At 62.6% G+C, this 16,590-nt stretch carries 14 protein-coding genes, 1 other RNA gene and 1 pseudogene; 10 read left to right on the forward strand and 6 right to left on the reverse strand.

What is annotated here, in order from left to right; translation table 11 throughout:
- The first annotated feature begins 9 nt into the window (after window positions 1–9).
- The 3 genes from B8784_RS08820 to B8784_RS08830 are packed head-to-tail and all read left to right on the forward strand — an operon-like array spanning window position 10 to window position 3,327.
- Entirely contained in the window at window positions 10–1,320 is a 1,311-nt protein-coding gene (locus B8784_RS08820) for a CpaF family protein (protein ID WP_143435384.1), read from the forward strand.
- Between the two features lie 15 nt (window positions 1,321–1,335).
- Window positions 1,336–2,355, forward strand: a complete 1,020-nt coding sequence (locus B8784_RS08825) for a type II secretion system F family protein (RefSeq protein WP_084397746.1) — start codon at window positions 1,336–1,338, stop codon at window positions 2,353–2,355.
- A gap of 9 nt (window positions 2,356–2,364) precedes the next feature.
- Complete coding sequence (locus B8784_RS08830) at window positions 2,365–3,327, forward strand: type II secretion system F family protein (protein WP_084397521.1); 963 nt, start codon at window positions 2,365–2,367, stop codon at window positions 3,325–3,327.
- A 98-nt stretch (window positions 3,328–3,425) separates the two neighbouring features.
- Here B8784_RS08830 and B8784_RS08835 read toward each other — a convergent pair whose 3' ends face one another.
- Window positions 3,426–4,316, reverse strand: a complete 891-nt coding sequence (locus tag B8784_RS08835) for a tetratricopeptide repeat protein (RefSeq protein WP_084397523.1) — start codon at window positions 4,314–4,316, stop codon at window positions 3,426–3,428.
- A gap of 115 nt (window positions 4,317–4,431) precedes the next feature.
- Between B8784_RS08835 and B8784_RS08840 the strand changes: the two genes are divergently transcribed.
- Together B8784_RS08840 and B8784_RS08845 are read left to right on the forward strand one after the other, a co-directional pair.
- Window positions 4,432–5,793, forward strand: a complete 1,362-nt coding sequence (locus B8784_RS08840; RefSeq protein WP_084397525.1) for a leucyl aminopeptidase family protein — start codon at window positions 4,432–4,434, stop codon at window positions 5,791–5,793.
- Window positions 5,794–5,890: 97 nt separating this feature from the next.
- Window positions 5,891–7,846 carry a DUF885 domain-containing protein gene (locus B8784_RS08845; protein ID WP_084397527.1) on the forward strand — a complete coding sequence of 652 codons (1,956 nt, stop codon included), beginning with the start codon at window positions 5,891–5,893 and terminating at the stop codon, window positions 7,844–7,846.
- 70 nt (window positions 7,847–7,916) lie between these two features.
- Here the strand turns inward: B8784_RS08845 and B8784_RS08850 are convergent, their stop codons facing one another.
- Both B8784_RS08850 and B8784_RS08855 read right to left on the reverse strand, forming a co-directional pair.
- Complete coding sequence (locus tag B8784_RS08850; protein ID WP_084397529.1) at window positions 7,917–8,741, reverse strand: hypothetical protein; 825 nt, start codon at window positions 8,739–8,741, stop codon at window positions 7,917–7,919.
- A gap of 31 nt (window positions 8,742–8,772) precedes the next feature.
- A complete protein-coding gene (locus B8784_RS08855) occupies window positions 8,773–9,687 on the reverse strand; it encodes a LysR family transcriptional regulator (protein WP_084397531.1) in 915 nt (304 codons plus the stop codon).
- 176 nt (window positions 9,688–9,863) lie between these two features.
- On the opposite strand from B8784_RS08855, the gene B8784_RS08860 reads away from it, so the two are divergent.
- Both B8784_RS08860 and B8784_RS08865 read left to right on the forward strand, forming a co-directional pair.
- Window positions 9,864–10,394 carry a hypothetical protein gene (locus tag B8784_RS08860; RefSeq protein WP_084397534.1) on the forward strand — a complete coding sequence of 177 codons (531 nt, stop codon included), beginning with the start codon at window positions 9,864–9,866 and terminating at the stop codon, window positions 10,392–10,394.
- The gene (locus tag B8784_RS08865) at window positions 10,391–10,843 is read left to right on the forward strand and encodes a YHS domain-containing (seleno)protein (RefSeq protein ID WP_084397536.1); all 453 of its coding nucleotides are present in this window, start codon (window positions 10,391–10,393) and stop codon (window positions 10,841–10,843) included. Before B8784_RS08860 ends, B8784_RS08865 begins: the two co-directional genes overlap by 4 nt.
- Before the next feature lie 118 nt (window positions 10,844–10,961).
- Here the strand turns inward: B8784_RS08865 and nudC are convergent, their stop codons facing one another.
- Window positions 10,962–11,891, reverse strand: a complete 930-nt coding sequence (gene nudC / locus B8784_RS08870) for an NAD(+) diphosphatase (protein ID WP_084397538.1) — start codon at window positions 11,889–11,891, stop codon at window positions 10,962–10,964.
- 64 nt (window positions 11,892–11,955) lie between these two features.
- Here nudC and ffs point away from each other — a divergent pair.
- Together ffs and B8784_RS08880 are read left to right on the forward strand one after the other, a co-directional pair.
- An RNA gene (ffs, locus tag B8784_RS08875) (signal recognition particle sRNA small type) lies at window positions 11,956–12,052 on the forward strand.
- Between the two features lie 106 nt (window positions 12,053–12,158).
- Window positions 12,159–13,349, forward strand: coding sequence for an FAD-binding domain (locus B8784_RS08880; RefSeq protein ID WP_084397747.1), 1,191 nt, complete (start codon window positions 12,159–12,161; stop codon window positions 13,347–13,349).
- Window positions 13,350–13,721: 372 nt separating this feature from the next.
- Here the strand turns inward: B8784_RS08880 and B8784_RS08885 are convergent.
- Window positions 13,722–14,300: pseudogene (locus B8784_RS08885) on the reverse strand (deoxycytidylate deaminase).
- Between the two features lie 175 nt (window positions 14,301–14,475).
- Here B8784_RS08885 and B8784_RS08890 point away from each other — a divergent pair.
- The gene (locus tag B8784_RS08890; protein WP_084397540.1) at window positions 14,476–14,871 is read left to right on the forward strand and encodes a hypothetical protein; all 396 of its coding nucleotides are present in this window, start codon (window positions 14,476–14,478) and stop codon (window positions 14,869–14,871) included.
- Window positions 14,872–15,058: 187 nt separating this feature from the next.
- Here B8784_RS08890 and B8784_RS08895 read toward each other — a convergent pair whose 3' ends face one another.
- Window positions 15,059–16,552, reverse strand: coding sequence for a cryptochrome/photolyase family protein (locus B8784_RS08895; protein WP_084397542.1), 1,494 nt, complete (start codon window positions 16,550–16,552; stop codon window positions 15,059–15,061).
- Window positions 16,553–16,590 lie beyond the last annotated feature (38 nt).

Raw genomic sequence — 16,590 nt, forward strand, 5'->3', positions numbered from 1 at the left:
CCGCCGGACATGGATGCCGAGAGGGTCACCAAGGTCGATACGCGTACGGAAGAGTACTATTCGACGAAGACCACCATCTTCAATGCGCTGATCGACACGATCGACCTCGGCCAGCTGGCGCAACTCGATGCCGAGAGCGCGCGCGAGGAAATCCGCGACATTGTCGTGGAAATCATCAGTATCAAGAATGTCGTCATGTCGATCTCCGAGCAGGAGCACCTGCTCGATGATATCTGTAACGACGTTCTCGGCTATGGTCCGCTAGAGCCGCTCCTGGCACGCGACGACATCGCCGACATCATGGTGAACGGGGCCGACACGACCTATATCGAGGTCAACGGCAAGATCGAGCGGACCAATATCCGCTTCCGCGACAATGCGCAGCTGATGAATATCTGCCAGCGCATCGTCAGCCAGGTCGGCCGCCGCGTCGATGAAAGCTCGCCCATCTGTGACGCGCGTCTGCTTGACGGCTCGCGTGTAAACGTTATCGCCCCGCCGCTGGCGATTGACGGGCCGACGCTCACCATTCGTAAGTTCAAGAAGGACAAGCTGCGCCTCACCGACCTGGTGAAGTTCGGTTCGATCTCAGAAGCCGGCGCGGAAATCCTGCGCATCATCGGTCACTCGCGCTGTAACGTATTGATCTCGGGCGGTACCGGTTCGGGTAAGACGACGCTGCTCAACTGTCTGACGGGGTTCATCGACCCGACCGAGCGCGTCATTACCTGCGAAGACTCCGCCGAACTCCAGCTGCAGCAGCCGCACGTCGTCCGGCTGGAAACCCGCCCGCCCAATATTGAAGGGTCCGGCGAGGTCTCGATGCGCGACCTGGTCAAGAACTGTCTGCGGATGCGTCCGGAACGGATCATCGTCGGCGAGGTCCGTGGCCCTGAAGCGTTCGACCTTCTGCAGGCGATGAACACCGGCCACGACGGCTCCATGGGCACGCTGCACGCCAACACGCCGCGCGAGGCCCTTTCCCGTGTGGAATCCATGATCACCATGGGTGGCTTCGCGCTGCCGGCGAAAACGATCCGTGAAATGATTGTCGGCTCGATCGACGTCGTCGTTCAGGCCTCGCGCCTGCGCGATGGTTCGCGCCGGATTGTCTGCGTGACCGAAGTGATGGGCCTCGAAGGCGATACGATCATCCTGCAGGATATCCTCAAATACGAGATCGAGGGCGAGGATGACGATGGCAGGGTCAAGGGCCGCCATCGTGGCACCGGCATCGGTCGTCCGCGTTTCTGGGACCGGGCTTCCTATTTCAACCTCGAACGCGATCTCGCGCGCGCGATCGACGCGCTGGAAACCTGATCCATGGGCGGCGGGATGCTGATATATCTTGTCGGCGGGCTCGCCTTCCTGGCGCTGGCCGGGGTTGGTTTTGCCTTCACGGGCGGCTCCAACGATGCGGCGGTGAAGCGCGCCAGGCAGATCAAGGAAGGCAAGGGCGGCAAGGGCCGCGTGGCTGAAGCCAACGATCCAAACTCCCAGCGCCGGCGCCAGACCCAGCAGATGCTGAAGAAGCTGCGCCAGCAGGACGAGGCGCGCCGCAAGTCGCTGATGCCGCAGGATATCAAGGCCAAGCTTGTCCAGGCCGGTCTCGACATTCCGACAGAGATGTTCTGGGTCTTTTCCGCAGTGCTTGGCGTGCTGTTTGCGGCGCTGACCTTCCTGTCGGGGGCCGATGGCCCACCGGCCATGATGGGGATTGAGCTGAAGTCCCGCCCGGCCATGGTCGTGATGGCGGCCTTCGCTGGCTTCCTCGGCGTTCCGCGCTGGCTGCTCGGCTTCCTGACAAAGGCCCGTCAGAAGAAGATGACGGCCCAGTTTGCCGACGCGATTGACGTCATTGTGCGGGGCGTCAAATCCGGTCTTCCGCTAACGGAGTGTTTGCGCATCATCGCCGTGGAAAGTCCGGCGCCGCTTGGTCAGGAATTCAAGTACATGACCGACAATATCCAGATGGGCATGACCATGGAGCGGGCCTTGCAGCAGTTCTACAAGCGCGTACCGCTGCCGGAAGTGAATTTTTTCGTCATTGTGCTGACGATCCAGTCAAAGTCGGGCGGTAACCTGTCAGAGGCGCTTGGCAACCTGTCCTCGGTGATCCGTCAGCGCAAGATGATGCGCGAGAAGATCAAGGCGATGTCTTCGGAAGCCAAGGCGTCAGCGGGTATTATCATTGCGCTGCCATTCGCTGTTTCGATCATGGTTTATCTGACCACGCCCAGCTACATCATGGAGCTGTTCCTGAAGCCGACCGGCCACCTCATCCTCTTCATGGGAGCCGCCTTGATGTTCACCGGCATTACCGTGATGCGCCGCATGATCAACTTCGACATCTAGGGGGCGGGCATGAGTGAATTCGCACAATCGCTAAGTGAGCCTGGAACCATCGCCTCCATTCTGGCGGCGATTGCCATGTTTGCGACCATCACCTCGGTCATGCTGCCGGCGCTTAAGGGCGACAAGCTGGAAACCCGGTTGAAGCAGGTCACCACGCAGCGTGAAAAGCTGCGCCGTGCCAATCGGGAGGCGCTTGAAAAGAAGGGGCTGAAGCGGGACGATTCCGGCACCATTAGCCAGATCACCGGCAAGCTGAACCTTCAGAAGATGCTGGAGGATCCGAACATCAAGGCGAAGCTGGTCCAGGCCGGCTTGCGCGGGCCGCGGCCGCTCTCCATCTTCTATTTCTGCCGTTTCGCACTGCCGTTTCTCGGGGCGCTTGGCGTCTTCCTCTATATCTTTCTCGTCAATGATATGGGGCTGTCGCCGCAGATGAAGATCGGCTCAGTCATTTTTGGCGCGGCTGCGGGCTTCTATGCGCCGAACCTCTACATTTCCAATCTCGCCTCGAAGCGCCAGCAATCGATCATGCGCGCCTTTCCAGACGCCCTCGACATGCTGCTGATCTGTGTGGAATCGGGCATGTCCATCGAACTCGGCTTTGCCAAGGTCGGCGCCGAGGTCGGCCCCGCTTCGCCGGAACTGGCCGAGGAGTTTCAGCTGACCACCGCCGAACTTGCCTATCTGCAGGAGCGCCGTGTGGCGTATGAAAATCTTGCCAAGCGGACCGGTCATGAAGGCGTGAAATCTGTCTGCATGGCGCTGATGCAGGCTGAGCGCTACGGGACGCCGCTGGGCGACGCGCTGCGCGTCATGGCCAAGGAAAACCGGGACATGCGCATGGCGGAGGCCGAGAAGAAGGCTGCTGCCCTGCCGGCCAAGCTCACCGTCCCGATGATCCTGTTCTTCCTCCCCGTCCTGTTCCTCGTCGTGCTCGGGCCGGCCTATATCAAGTTCAAGGAAATGAACTAGCGCAAGGGCGGGCTTCGCCCGGATGCAGCTGCCATCAGAACAAAACCGCCGGTCTGCAGAAGACGGGCGGCTTTGTTCTGTTGCGATGACGGGGATCCCTACGGATTCAGCGATCCGCGCAGTTGCGGCGCTGTGGAGGCTTCCTCCTGGGACGGTGTCTTGGCCGGTTTGCTTGCAGGCGTTTCATCGCGCAGCGAGCCATAGTCGCGCACCGGCGAGAGCATGGAGCGAAGCGCATCGAGATTGGAATCCACCGTGCGCTTGGGCGCGTGCGGGTCGATCTTGCGGGCTTCCTCGAAATCGCCTTGCAGGCCAAGGATGAGCGCCAGGTTCTGGCGCACACGGGCATCGGCGCCCGGCAGGCTGGCGGCCTCGCGTAACTCCGCTTCAGCAGCCGTCAGGTTGCCCGAAAGGGCCAGCGACAGGCCGTAATTGGTCCGCGTCGAGACACGGTTGGGATCAATTTCCAGGGCCGCCCTGTAAGCTTTCTGGGCGTCGGCGTGACGCTCAAGCTGATCGAGCGCGAGACCGAGCCCGGCGCTGGCCGTTGCATTCTGCGGCTCGAGCACGCTGGCGCGGTAATAGGCGTCGGCGGCCTCGCCCGGCCGGGCATCGCTCATCAGCGCGCGGCCCATGATGATGTAGAGTTCGGTCGATTTGGGGTGTGTCGGCAGCGTCTTGGCGATCACGTCGATGGCGCGCTGCTGGCTTCCGATATCGCGCAGCGCGGTGACGTATTTGATCGTCACATCCAGTTTTGTCGGATCCTTGCGGAACTCTGCGGCCCAGAAGTTCGCTCTTGTAAGAGGATCGGCGCGTTCAGCGGCGGCGACTTCTTCCGGCGTGGCCGGAGCCAGTTCCTTGGCCATGGCGTCCTCGATCGCCTTCTCCGTGGCCGCTTCTTCCTTTGACGCGGTGCTTGCGCATGCGCCAAGAAGGGAGACGGACAGCAGGGGCAGGGCAAGGGCAAGGCGTCTGGCTCTGGACATTTGGTCGTCTCCGGCGTGTCTTTCAGCGCGAACCTTGCCCCGATGAGGGTCAAGGATCAGTTAACAGAAGACCTGATTTGCTTAACCAGTTTCACACAAGGGATTTGAGATCTCGATGCACAAAGCCTTCACCGCCCGCGCAGAGCATGCTGCTTCCATCCATCTTGTCCGTCCCGACGACTGGGAAGAGGGCTCTGCCGAGCTGCCCGCCGCGCTGAAGGCGCAGGCGAAGGCGTCCGGCTTCAAGGCGCAGGCAGGCGAAATGGCGCTGTCGGCCGGCGCGGACGGAACGCTGGAGCATGTGCTCTTCGGGCTCGGCCCGGCCTATGACGCGCTGGCGATTGCCGCGCTTTCGGCGAAGCTGCCCGAGGGCGACTATGAGATTACCGACGATGCCGGCCTGCCCCTGGCCCACATCGCGGCCGGCTGGGCTGACGGAGCCTACCGCTTCGAGCGGTATCTCAAGGAGAAGACCAGCCCGCCGCGTCTCGTCATCGGCGAGGACGAGGACGCCGATGCGCTGGACCGGGAAGCCGAAGCTGTCATGCTCGTTCGTGACCTGATCAATACGCCGGCCGAGCATATGGGGCCGGCCTCGATTGAGCAGGCCATCCGCACGCTGGGCGAAGAGCATGGCGCAGAGATCGCGGTGACGGCGGGCGACGACCTGCTCGAGGCCAATTATCCCATGGTCCATGCGGTCGGCCGCGCCGGGCCGGAAGCCCCGCGCTTCATCGAGCTGAGCTGGGGCAACCCCGACCATCCCGAGCTTGCCCTTGTCGGCAAGGGGGTCGCCTTCGACACGGGCGGGCTGAACCTCAAGCCGGGCAATGGCATGCGGCTGATGAAGAAGGATATGGGCGGGTCTGCCCATGTCATCGCGCTGGCCAAGCTGGTGATGAGTTCGAAACTGCCGGTCCGGCTGAAGCTCTACGTGCCGGCGGTCGAAAATGCGATCGGCACACACGCCTTCCGGCCGGGCGATGTTCTGTCGACGCGCAAGGGCCTGACGGTCGAGATCGACAACACCGATGCGGAGGGCCGGCTGATCCTTTGCGATGCGCTGACCCGCGCCTGCGAGGGCACGCCGGACCTGCTGATCGATTTCGCCACGCTGACGGGTGCGGCCCGTGTCGCGCTGGGGCCGGATCTCGCGCCTTACTATACCGATGACGGCGACCTCGCCGACGCCATCTGGGCCGGTTCGACCGTTTCAGGCGACCCGGTCTGGCGCATGCCGCTCTGGGAGCCCTACAAGGCTATGCTGAAGTCCGACATTGCCGACATCCAGAATGCCGGGGGCCGGTTTGCCGGATCGATCACCGCGGCGATCTATCTGCAGCAATTCGTCGACGCCCAGCGCTGGGTACATCTCGATGTCTGGGGCTGGCGCCAGGCCAAATATGGCCGCCCGGAAGGGGGCGCGGCCTGTGGGCTTCGCGCCATGTGGGCGATGCTGCGGACACGTTATGCCTGATAGGGGCCGTCTTGCCGGGTGAACCTGCCTCGTGACCTTGCATACCGTCGAAAATCCTGCTCTTTAGCGATTATCGATATGTTCAGGAGGTTCTCCCATGCGCGTCACTCTGACAGCACTCGCGCTCGTCCTTGCTGCCTGCGGCCAGCAGACCGGCGCTCCCGATACAGGCGAGGCCTCCGCGCCGACGCCGCCCGCCGCTGAAGGCACCGAGGCCGGTGACGCCGCCGATGCTGAAGCTGCCGAGGCGGAGACGGCGGAACTGAATGCGTGGTTCGACGAGAAGTATGAGGAACAGCTTCAGTTCAGTCCGATCCAGATGACCTTCCTTGGCCGGAAGGACCTGCACGGCCAGATCGACGACATGTCCTATGAGGCCGCCCAGGAGCAGCTCGACTGGCGCCTCGGCACGGTCGAGGAGATGGAAGCCAATTTCGACTATGACCAGCTGACGCCCGAGGGCAAGAATTCCTGGGACATCTGGAAGTACCAGACAGAGCTCTCCGAAGAGGGCATGCAGTACTTCTATAACGGCTTCACCTTCGACCAGATGAACGGCGCGCAGTCCTTCCTGCCGACGCTGCTCATCCAGTTCCACCAGGTCGACAATGCCGAGGACATGGAAGCCTATGTCTCGCGCATCGAGGAAAGCGCTCGCGCCATCGACCAGTTGCTTGAGATCGCGAAAGAGGCCCACAGCCGGGGCGTCAACACGCCGGACTTCGCGCTCGAAGGCGTGATCGACCAGTCCGAGAAGGTGATCACCGGCGCGCCCTTTACCGACGGCGAAGCCTCCGACCTCTGGGCCGATGTCGAGATGGAACTCGACAAGCTGACCGAGGCCGGCGAGATCGACGAGGACGAGGCCGCCGCACTGGAAGAAGAGGCTCGCACAGCGCTCACCGAAAGTTTCCAGCCGGCCTATGAGCGGCTTATCGGCTGGGCCGAGGAGTCCCTGCCGGATGCGCCGTCAAACCCGACGGGCGTCGGCTCGACGCAGCCCGATGGCGAGGCCTATTACAATTTCCGCCTGCGCCAGCAGACCACGACCGACCTCACCGCCGACGAGATCCACCAGATCGGCCTCGACGAGGTCGCCCGCCTCCACAAGGAGATGGAGAAGGTCAAGGACGAGTACGGCTTCGACGGCACACTGCAGGAATTCTTCGTCCACCTGCGCGAGAACAAAGACGACCGCGACCTCTATTTCGAGGACAATGACGAAGGCGCACAGGCCTATATCGACCAGGCCACCGGCGCCATCGACAATATCCGCCAGCAGCTACCGGACTATTTCGGCATCCTTCCCAAGGCCGATCTTGTCGTGAAGCGCGTCGAGCCCTTCCGCGAACAGGACGGGGCGGCCCAGCACTATTATCCGGGCACGCCGGACGGCTCACGGCCTGGCACTTATTACGCCCACCTCTCCGACATGACCTCCATGCCGAAGAGCGAGCTGGAAGTGATCGCCTATCACGAGGGCATTCCGGGCCACCACATGCAGATCTCGATTGCCCAGGAGCTGGAAGACATTCCGATGTTCCGCACCCAGGCCGGCTTCACCGCCTATACCGAGGGCTGGGCGCTCTATGCCGAGAAGCTTGCCAGCGAGATGCCGAACACCTATGAGACGCCGCTGTCGGAATTCGGCCGCTATGGTTCGGAAATCTGGCGCGCCATCCGGCTCGTCGTGGATACCGGCCTGCACTCCAAGGGCTGGACCGAGGAGGAAGCCTTCGAATACTTCACCGAGAATGCCGCCGTCACCGATGGCCAGGCCCGCTCCGAAGTGCAGCGCTATATCGTGATGCCGGGGCAGGCGACCAGCTACAAGATCGGCATGCTGAAGATCCTCGAACTGCGCGCGCATGCGAAGGAAGAGCTTGGCGACAAGTTCGACATCAAGGCCTTCCATGACACCGTGCTCGGCGGCGGCGCCCTGCCGCTCGAAATCCTCGAGCGCCGCGTCAATGCCTGGATCGATGAGGTGAAGGCCGAGGACGGCGATGCCGCACCGGCCGAGACCGAAATGGAGATGGAAACCGAAGAATAGGTTTCTACTTCAAAGCCAGACAGAAGAGCGGCTCCGTGGCGACAGCCCCGGAGCCGTTTTTTTGTGGGGGTCAGCCTTCCTTGTCTGTCCCGTGGCATATGCGGTGGTCGGCAAGCACCCCATACTCGCCGATTGTCTTGGAGGGAAAAAGTCTCTGGAGGTATTCCTCGTCGTACTGCCCGCTGACTTCCCAATAGTCCCCGATCTTGAGATCTGGTGCACAGGCTGCCGCCGTGGCGCGTGAGAGGTAAAGCTGTGGAGTTTCACCCAGCGCTTCCTCGGCTGCCTTGAGGTGCTGCGCGTCATAAAGCCCGTCCCGGATGCCGTGACGGGCCTTGAAGGCCTCGTGTAGCTCGAACTCGTAATGGCCTTGCCGCAGATTCGAGGAAAGGGAACGTTCGATCTGTTCGTCATTGGCGCCGGAAGCGGCCATCGCGTCCCGCAGGGCTTCCTCATCGACCGGGCCGGGCGCTCCGTGAACAGACCAGAGGGAATAAGGCAGAACATTCAGTTCGCTGGCGGCGGGCGCGATGTAATTGCCACAGGATGAGGCGCAGATACCGAGAACCGAGACGCTCATGCCATGTTTCGCGATGATATCGGCAGCGGGAACGGCATTCACGACTGGCCCGCCGAACGATGTGATCGTGAGGTGGTTCGCCCCGGCTTGGGCGGCTTTGTAGAGACATGTGTAAAGCCCGAGATCTGTGCGCCCCGAATAGCGGACCTTTGCTCCATCGTGCTCACAAAGGGATTTGTCCTCGCGTCCCATCAGGACGGTCTCGGTGATGGCCGACTTGCTGCGGTCGAAGGCTTTATTGACCTCTGCGTGAAATTGGGCCGTCGCCAGACCGGGCGTTCCAAAGAGAAGAGCAGACAGGATGAACGTGCGCATGTCGAACCCTCTGAATATGGGTCTACCCTACCTACACCGCCGCCTTCTCACGGATCTCGCCGGCCTTCATCGCCTGCGCGATATGATCGACCAGGAGGCGCGCCTTGCCCTTGAGCTTGCCGCCGGACCAGACCGCGTGCAGGGGCAGGGCATCGGCTTCCCAATCCGGGAAGATTTCGACCAGCTGGCCGGCGCGGACCTTCTCGCAAACAAGCCAGTCGGGCGCGAGGATGTAGCCGAGCCCGTCCTGTGCGGCCTGGATCAGCATGTCGCCGGAGGAGGCGCGGAACCGTCCGTCCGCGCGCAGTTCGGCGCGCACCCCGCTGATCGTATGGGTCAGGGCCCAGTCCTGCAGGCCGGATTTGTGGCGCAGGTGCAGGGCGTCCTTGGTGGGCAGATCGCCCGGCGTTTCCGCGTCGGCCACCTGGGCGGCATAGACCGGCGAGGCCCACAGCCGGCGAGGCGACAGCGCGATGCGTTTCGCCATCAGGCTGGAATCGGCAAGCTCGCCCAGCCGGAAGGCCACGTCGATGCCCTCCTGGACGATGTCGGTATAGGTGTCGTCGGAAATCACATCCAGCGAGAGATCCGGATATTGCCGCATGAAACTGGCGAGCGCCGGGGCGATGACCACGCGTGAGAGCGAGTGCGGCACGGTAATCCTGAGCTGGCCATAGGGCTCGTTGTCGAGGCCGCGCACTTCCGCCTCGGCCTCCTCAAAGTCCGACAGGATGGCCCGGGCGCGCGTATAGAAGCGTTCGCCGGCTTCGGTCAGGCTCAGTGCGCGTGTGGTGCGCTGGAAAAGGTCGGCGCCAAGCTGGGCCTCGAGATCCTGGATCCGGCGCGACACGGTCGGCTGGCCGATTTCGAGATCGGCCGCCGCCCTGGAAAAGCTGCCGGTATCGGCGACCCGCACAAAGAGCCGCATGGCATCGAGCCTGTCCATCCTGGCCTCCCGAAATTCTGAACCAGCCCCCGATATAGGGCGGAAAGTCCCCGGTTTCGAGCGTTCATTCGAGCTTTCTTGTTCACCTGAAAGTGAGCCATCTCACGAAGGCGTGCATCGTGCGTGACGAAGCGGCTCGCTAAATGACGGGAAAGGGAGACCGAGGGAGGAAATCCATGTCCCGTCTGAAGGCCCTGTCGCCGCATATTATCGCCGTCGTCGCATCGCTCGTCTTTCTCGACAGCCTGCGCTTCAAGTTCACCAATGCGCCCGAGACGCAGGTCATCTTCGGCAAGCTCGATGCCTGGGCGGCGAGCCTTGGCGCGCCGGGCCTGTTTGCCCAGACGGGGCTGTTCAGCCAGTATGTCATCGGCACCGCCGAACTCGCCGCCGCCACCTGCCTGCTGATCGGGATCCATCCGGCGCTGAGGCGCTTCCAGGCGCTCGGCGCGCTCATCGCCTTCGCGGTGATGAGCGGGGCGGTGAACTTCCATCTCTGGACGCCACTCGGTATCGATCCGAATGCCGATGGCGGCGGGCTCTTCATGATGGCCTGCGTCGTCTGGGCCGGCGCGCTCGCCCTGATCGCGATCCGCCGGCGAGAGCTTGCCGCGATCGGGCAGGGGCTGAAGACGGCTATCCTGCCACAGCCTTCGGTCCCCAGTCCCGCGCTTCAACCCCCTGATCTCCAAGGAGCCAGACTATGATCCGGACGTTTCTCATAACACTCGCCATTGGTGTGCTCGGATTTTCCGCCGCGCCGGCCCATGCCGACAAGGCGCCGGTCTATACCGGGCTTTTTTCCAAGACCGCTGTCGGCGGCTACGACCCTGTCGCCTATTTTACCGAAAGCCGACCGGTCGAAGGCAAAAAGGAATTTTCCACCGAATATCAGGGCGCGGAGTTCCGCTTTGCCAGTGCGGAAAATCTCTCTGAATTCAAGGCAAACCCGGAAAAGTATGCGCCGCAATATGGCGGATACTGCGCCTGGGCCGTGGCCGAAGGCAAGACCGCGAAGGGCGACCCGGACCACTGGAAGATCGTCGATGGAAAGCTGTACCTGAACTATAACAAAAAAATTCAGGACCGCTGGGAACAAGATCAGGCCTCATACATTGATAAGGCGAATACGAACTGGCCGGCGGTGTTGAAATAACAGGGCAAATCTTCCCTCCTCCCCTCACCCAGCCCTGTTGCGACCGGCTTTTAAGGACCCTGCACTCCCCCTCGGTGCAGGGTCTGTTCGTATCTGCTCCTTGAAAACGACGGACACGCTAGTCCTCGCGCTCGGCCCATTCCTTCAGGATGTGGTGGGCGACCGCGAAGGGCGGCGGCGCGAAGATCTCCGCATGCTCGCCCGCGAGGATCTCGCGCGCTTCAGTCCGGCTCACCCATTGCGCGGCTTCCAGCTCGTGCGGGTCGACGGTGATGTCCTCGTTCTCGGCCGGAAGCAGCATGCCGATCATCAGCGAGGAGGGGAACGGCCAGGGCTGGCAGAAGAGGTATTCCGCATTCGCCGGATGGCAGATGAGGCCCGCCTCCTCGTGCAGCTCGCGGGCCGCGCCCTGTTCCAGTGTCTCACCCGGCTCGATAAAGCCGGCCAGGCAGCTCCACATGCCCGCGGGCCACGCCTTCTGGCGCCCGAGCAGGCATTTGTCGCCGCGCGTCGCCAGCATGATGGCGACCGGGTCGGTGCGCGGGAAATGTTCGGCACGGCACTCCGGGCAGATGCGTTTCCAGCCGGCTTCCGTCACCTCGCTTTCGGCCCCGCAGCGCGCGCAGAAGCGGTGCGAGACATGCCACTCGAAGATGGAGCGCGCGGTCGAGGCGAGATTGGCTTCCAGCTCCGCCAGCCGCGTCACCGCCATGCGGAAATCGGTAAACTCGCCCGTGCCCGCGATCAGCGAGCTTTCAAGCTCGAAGCCGTCGGGCAGGCCCAGCGCGAAGACCGGCGTGCCCTGCTTGTCGAGGCCGAGGAAGAGCCGCCGGGCGTCCGGCGCGACCTTGGCAGCTTCGGGCCCGAGCCAGACCAGCCCGCCATCGGGGGCGAGCAGCGGCAGGCCCTTGTGCACCAGCAGCACCAGCACATCGTCGCGCGCAAAGGCAGTGTCCAGCCAGGCCGGATCGGAGCGGTGATGGCCGGCCCGGTCGATCGGGCGGCTGCCAAGCGGAATGAAGTCGGAATTGTTGTTCTGGCTAACCATGCCCCGACACCTAGCAGCAATCGGCCCCTTGTCACCCCGCTTTCAAGACGCGATATGGGGGTCAGGAGGCTGGCGGTGGACGAAGTCCTCGCCAACCGGGTCAGGTCGGGAACGAAGCAGCCCTAACGAGTTTCACTTCGGGTCACTGTCCAGTCTCCGCTATCTCCCCCGAAAAGCCACACAGTCGGAAAATCCGTCCGCCCCCGGTTGCATTCGCGCCGTGAGACGCGCATCACATGGGCCAGCGAAACGAAAAACGGGGCCATCATGCACATCGCCATCAGTGGAGCAGGGGTTGCCGGACCGACGCTCGCCTGGTGGCTGGACCGCGCGGGCCACGACGTCACCCTGATCGAGCAGGCCCCTGACTTTCGCACCGGCGGCTATATCATCGACTTCTGGGGTGTGGGCTATGAAGTCGCCCGCCGCATGGGCCTCGAACCGGCCATCCTGGAGGCCGGCTACACCGTCGACCGCGTGCGCTTCGTCGACAAGCAGGGCAAGCCGAGCGCCTCGCTGCCGGTCAGCGTCTTTGCCAAACAGCTGGACGGGCACTTCACCAGCCTGCCGCGCGGCAATCTCGCCGCTCTCATCTACAAGTCGGTGGAAGACCGCATCCGCACCCGTTTCGGCGACAGCCTCGCCAGCGTCGAGCAGGACGAGGCGAAAGTCTTCTGCACGCTGACATCCGGCCGCACGCTCGAGGCCGACATGCTGATCGGCGCCGACGGCCTGCACTCGAAGACCCGCGAGCTTGTCTTCGGCCCGGAAAAACAATTCGAGCGCGATCTCGGCTTCCGCGTTGCCGCCTTCAAGGTGAAGGGCTACCGTCCGAGGGAAGAGGGCGTCTATGTCAGCCATAACGAGCCCGGCATCTCCATGTCGCGCTTCTCCATGGCGAATGACGAGACGCTGTTCATGCTGGTCTACCGCGCTGGCTATGCCTTCGGCGCCCGGCCTGAAAACGAGGCCGAGGTGCGCGACACGCTGCGCGGCGGCTTCCGCCAGGCCGGCTGGGAGGCGCGCGCCATCATGGAGGCGATGGATGATGCCGACGAGATCTATTTCGACGTCGTCAGCCAGATCGAGATGCCGTCCTGGTCGAAGGGCCGGGTCGGCCTGATTGGGGACGCGGCGGCCTGCGTCTCGCTGCTGGCGGGCGAGGGCACCGGCCTTGCCATGACGGAAGCCTATGTGCTCGCCGGGGAACTACAGCGCGCCGGAAACGACGTGCCCGCCGCGCTGACGGCCTATGAGCACCGGCTGAAACCCTTCCTCAAGAGCAAGCAGAAGGCCGCGCGCAGCACCGCATCTTCCTTTGCGCCCAAGACCGCCTTCGGCGTCTGGTTTCGCAACCTGGTGGTCAACCTGATGGGCCTGCCCTTCGTGGCCGACTGGGCACTGGGCGGCGCGGTGAAGGATAATTTCGAGCTGCCGGAGTATGAGGCACCAAAGTAAAGGCCGATCATCCCGGCGAAGGCCGGGATCTGGAGCAAACTACCACAGAACTTGCATTCAATGCGAATCTGTGTACCTTTTTTGTTCCCGTAACAGGGAGCAGTAACATGCTTAAACTTCAAAACCGCATCGGCTGCTAGGCAGGCCATTGCTGACGGCTCGGGCGACGCGGTAACTGGACGAACGAGGAAGAGGCTTACACGTGCGGGAGCACGTCCCCTCACCGGCGGATGGCCCCGTTTGGTTCATAAATCGGGAGGTAGCAGCCCGAGCGCCGGTCCGGCGAAGAGTGTTTGGAAGAGCCATGCACCAACTTCAATGGGTAGTCGGAACAGTTTTAGAGCTACCTCTGTCCTTCTTTGCCACCTGACATTAGTTTGACCGAGCTGAGCGATCCTGTTTGTCGCCAGCGTCGTTGGCTACTTCGGCGCCCGATTCATCGGGTGTTTTGGATTTGAGAGAATCCTTAATCGACAAGTCTTTATGATGCACCTGAATTCCGGCTTCTGCGAACATTTCGCTCGCTTTAGTGCCCATGAAATTCCAGTCGACGCTACCGGACGTGTCACCTTTTTTCGGTTTTTCGTCAGAGTTGTTCGCATGAACAGGTCGCGGAGCAACAACGCGCTTGATACCGCTTTGTATCACTGATGCTGCGCAACGCGCACACACAGGTTTCCCATGCACGTAAAGTGTAGCGCCGCGTGTCCGGTCCCCAGCAACTATCATGGCGTTTTCTTCAGCATGGACGACCATTATTTACTTCGTAGCTTTGTCTTGTAACCTGCCATCGTCTTGCACATGAGTAGGAAACCCATTGAAGCCAGTTGCTACAACCCGGTTATCCCGCACGATAACTGCCCCGACTTGGGCGTTAGGGTCCTTGGACCAACCTGCAACTAATCGAGCCATCTCCAGATAGCGCTTGTCCCAGACATCTACATTGACCATTTGGATATCCTCCAAATTACCTCAACTATGAGGTAGCAATTACTGTGCCAAATCCCTCAATAGTTGATTGTGATGTCCTTTGCGTGATCCGCTGACGCGCACTTCCTTCGTCTGCCAGAAGGTGGCTTGAATTAATTCCATCCCACCCTTCTCACGCTGATCTATCCTTGCGGGCATGGTGACGCGTGAATGGATCCTGCAAATTCTCTGGGAGCTGCCGCTCTATTACTGGCCGGTCTTCTTCTGGGAGCTGGTCCAGCTGGGGCGCTGGTGGGCGACCAATCCGGTCGAGCCGGGCGCGATGGTGACCTTTCAGGTGACCGGCACCGGCCGCATCGTGATGGCCGGCTACATTCCCGCCGCCCCGCCGAGTGAGCCGCAATGGAGCGACCACGCCCCGCGTGCCCCGTGGCGCGCGCTTGACCCGCAGGTCATCTCCGGGCGCCTCGCCGCGCTCGCCGGCGTGGCGTTTCTCCGGTGTACCCTCGGTGCACCGTGCGGGCCGTTTACTGCACCCTCCAGGTGTACCGTCACTGCACCGCTTCGCCCACGCGCGCTCGATCCGCCCTGAGCTCAAAAACCTGAACGTGACTGTCGCTGCCGCGGATCCCCGGGATTCTGCGGCCGCTGGTGCTGGCCCCACCCTGACCCTCCCCAGAGGGGAGGGGATGGCGTTGCACCAGGTTTGGAGGATGTCGCTCAAGCCGGGCCGGCTGCGCCCCCTCCCCGCTCGCGGGGAGGGTCGGGGTGGGGCCGGTCTACCGCAACCCCCGCAAAAAATTCGCCGCCGCTTCGAGGTGTTTGTCGCGTTTGCCGGCCTCCATCTTCTCGGCCATCGACACCATCATCGCCCAGCGCGGGTTGCCGCGCAGGCTCTCGCGGTGCTGCCAGATCCAGCGCCAGTACAGGCCATCCCAGATGTCGCACCAGTCCCCGGACGCGTAATTGCCCATCTTGCGGATATAGGCCGAGCCCGAGAAATAGGGCTTGGTTGTGATCTGGCCTCCGTCTGCATTCTGGCTCATCGCATAGGCGTTCGGCACCATGACCCAGTCATAGGAGTCGGCGAACATCTCCATGAACCAGAAATAGGTGTCGCCGGGGTGGACCTCGCAGAGGAACATGAACCCGCCGAGCACCATCAGCCGCTCGATATGGTGGCAATAACCTGTTTTCAGGATCCTTTTGATGACATCGTCGACCGGCGCGATGCCGGTCTCGCCCGTCCAGAAACTCTCGGGCAGGGGGCGGGTATGGCCCCAGGCATTGCCATTGCGCATGGAGACGCCGAGATCCTCATAGGTCGCGCGCATGAATTCCCGCCAGCCGATCACCTGGCGGATGAAGCCCTCGGCCGAGTTCATCGGGATGTCATGGGCGTCGATGAAGGCAAGCGCGGCATCGAGGACGAGTCTCGGCGTGAGAAGGCCAATGTTGAGCATCGGCGTAATCGCGGCATGCCAGAGCAGGCTCTCGCCTTCCAGCAGCGCGTCCTCATAGGGGCCGAACTGCGCGAAGCGCTCATGCAGGAACTGGCCGAGCCAGCTTTCGGCGGCCTCGTGCGAGGTCGGCCACCAGAGCTGGTCGAGAGAGCCCGGATTGCCGGGAAAGTCCCGCTCCACTGAGGCGCGGGCGGCTTCCTCGATCGCGTCGGGCTCGATGGGGCTTAGCTGCGGCACGCTCGCCTGCAGCTTTTTCGGCACCTTCCTGCGGTTGTCGGCGTCGAAACTCCATTGCCCGCCTTTTGGGCGATCGCCTTCCATCAGGACATCGAGGGTCCGGCGCTGACGCTTGTAGAACTCGGCCTGGAACCAGGAGGTGTGATCCTCCCGCCAGGCCCGGTTCTCACCCGGCGTGTTCAGGAACATCGGCGTGTTCATCAGGGTGAGCTCGAGGCCATGGGTCTCACAATAGGCCCTGAGGCGCTTTTCCAGGATGAAGTCCACCGGGTCGCAGGCGAGGATCTCGGTGAAGCCGGCCTTGGCCAGCCGCGCAATCGTGGGCTTCAAGAGCGGCTCACCGGTCTGGTATCGGATATACTCGAAGGCGGGCTTCAGCCCCTCCAGGCGCTTGGCATAGCGCGCCATGGACGCCCGGTGCAGCCACAGCTTCTGCTTGTGAAACGCCATCGGATATTGCCGGTCGCCGAAGAACAGCGTGTCCTCGATCAGGCAGATCCGGTCCGGGCGCTTGTCGAGACCGGGGTGGTGGCCGAAAAGCTGGTGGGGGAAGATGAGAAGCGCTCTGGTCATGGCAGGCGCTTGAGCTAGGGCAAAGCGCTCACAGGCAA

Source organism: Henriciella aquimarina (genome assembly GCF_002088975.1).
Taxonomy (GTDB): Bacteria; Pseudomonadota; Alphaproteobacteria; order Caulobacterales; family Hyphomonadaceae; genus Henriciella; species Henriciella aquimarina.

What these genes read in the sequence shown, in the direction of transcription:
- B8784_RS08855 (WP_084397531.1), bottom strand. Translation starts at nt 9,687, where the DNA reads ATGGACAGGCTCGATGCCATGCGGCTCTTTGTGCGGGTCGCCGATACC.
- B8784_RS08880 (WP_084397747.1), top strand. Translation starts at nt 12,159, where the DNA reads ATGCACATCGCCATCAGTGGAGCAGGGGTTGCCGGACCGACGCTCGCC.
- B8784_RS08860 (WP_084397534.1), top strand. Translation starts at nt 9,864, where the DNA reads ATGTCCCGTCTGAAGGCCCTGTCGCCGCATATTATCGCCGTCGTCGCA.
- B8784_RS08845 (WP_084397527.1), top strand. Translation starts at nt 5,891, where the DNA reads ATGCGCGTCACTCTGACAGCACTCGCGCTCGTCCTTGCTGCCTGCGGC.
- B8784_RS08850 (WP_084397529.1), bottom strand. Translation starts at nt 8,741, where the DNA reads ATGCGCACGTTCATCCTGTCTGCTCTTCTCTTTGGAACGCCCGGTCTG.
- B8784_RS08825 (WP_084397746.1), top strand. Translation starts at nt 1,336, where the DNA reads ATGCTGATATATCTTGTCGGCGGGCTCGCCTTCCTGGCGCTGGCCGGG.
- B8784_RS08835 (WP_084397523.1), bottom strand. Translation starts at nt 4,316, where the DNA reads ATGTCCAGAGCCAGACGCCTTGCCCTTGCCCTGCCCCTGCTGTCCGTC.
- nudC (WP_084397538.1), bottom strand. Translation starts at nt 11,891, where the DNA reads ATGGTTAGCCAGAACAACAATTCCGACTTCATTCCGCTTGGCAGCCGC.
- B8784_RS08890 (WP_084397540.1), top strand. Translation starts at nt 14,476, where the DNA reads ATGGTGACGCGTGAATGGATCCTGCAAATTCTCTGGGAGCTGCCGCTC.
- B8784_RS08865 (WP_084397536.1), top strand. Translation starts at nt 10,391, where the DNA reads ATGATCCGGACGTTTCTCATAACACTCGCCATTGGTGTGCTCGGATTT.
- B8784_RS08840 (WP_084397525.1), top strand. Translation starts at nt 4,432, where the DNA reads ATGCACAAAGCCTTCACCGCCCGCGCAGAGCATGCTGCTTCCATCCAT.
- B8784_RS08895 (WP_084397542.1), bottom strand. Translation starts at nt 16,552, where the DNA reads ATGACCAGAGCGCTTCTCATCTTCCCCCACCAGCTTTTCGGCCACCAC.
- B8784_RS08830 (WP_084397521.1), top strand. Translation starts at nt 2,365, where the DNA reads ATGAGTGAATTCGCACAATCGCTAAGTGAGCCTGGAACCATCGCCTCC.
- B8784_RS08820 (WP_143435384.1), top strand. Translation starts at nt 10, where the DNA reads ATGGATGCCGAGAGGGTCACCAAGGTCGATACGCGTACGGAAGAGTAC.